The organism is Mycobacterium sp. 1482292.6 (genome assembly GCF_001672995.1).
Lineage (GTDB): Bacteria > Actinomycetota > Actinomycetes > Mycobacteriales > Mycobacteriaceae > Mycobacterium > Mycobacterium europaeum_A.
This window is the reverse complement of the sequence record NZ_LZKV01000118.1, coordinates 1-993: the sequence shown is the minus strand read 5'-3', so window position 1 is coordinate 993 and position 993 is coordinate 1. Positions and strand designations below refer to the sequence as shown.

Here is a 993-nt window from a genome sequence, read left to right as displayed (position 1 = left end):
ATTGATCACGGGGTGCTCGACGGCCGGGATGCGCCGGCGCTGCTTTTCGCAGCGCGCCAACACCGCCAACTGTTGGCGGGGCTTCAGGGCATCGACGTTCAGCGCGCACACGCGATCCCAGGCGGCATCGAGCGCGTCGAACGCCGCCTCGACATCCTGCTCATCACTCACACCGCCAAACTAGCGAGGACCACCGACAAAAATCGGTGCCGAGAGACTGCTGAAACCACAGTGGCACAAGTGGTTTCGATATGCGCTTTCGGTATCCGGAATATCGCCCGCGGGCGGCGGCAGACCGCTCTCAGTCGCGCTCGGGCGGGTTCGTCGCGTACACCCACGACAGGAATCGCGCAACGGCCTCCGCGGACCGATGCGCCCGCGGCGAGCTGAAAATGTCGAAAGCGTGCTGGGCGTGCGGCAATTCGGCGTAGGCGACCGGGTTCTTGGATACCGCGCGCAGTTCCTCGACGAACTCCTCGGCCTCACCGACCGGGATGAGCGAGTCGTCGTGGCCGTGCAACACGAAGAACGGCGGCGCGTCGGCGCGCAGCCGCCGGATCGGTGAGGCATCGACGTAGATGTCGCGGTGGGTGGTGAATTTCTTTTTGACGACGAACTTTTGGAGCAGGTCGACGAATTCGCGCCGGCCCTCGCCCTCGGTGGAGAACCAGTCGTAGCGCCCGTACACCGGCACCGCGGCGACCACCGAGGTGTCGGCGTCCTCGAACCCCGGCTGGAACTTCGGGTCGTTGGGCGTCAGGGCGGCCAGCGAACACAGGTGGCCGCCCGCGGATCCGCCGGTGATCGCCACGAAGTTGGGATCCCCGCCGTAACGGGAGATGTTCTCCTTGACCCACGCCAACGCCCGTTTGACGTCGACGATGTGGTCGGGCCAGGTGTGCCGCGGCGACACCCGGTAGCCGATCGACACGCACACCCAGCCGCGGGCGGCCAGGTGGCTCATCAGCGGATAGGCCTGGGGGCGGCGCATGC

At 66.7% G+C, this 993-nt stretch carries 1 protein-coding gene; it reads right to left on the bottom strand.

Going from position 1 to position 993, the window contains the following annotated elements; translation table 11 throughout:
* Positions 1-301: 301 nt before the first annotated feature.
* Positions 302-993, bottom strand: a 692-nt coding sequence (locus A5624_RS12255) for an alpha/beta hydrolase (protein ID WP_082990551.1), incomplete at its 5' end; no start/stop codon positions are given.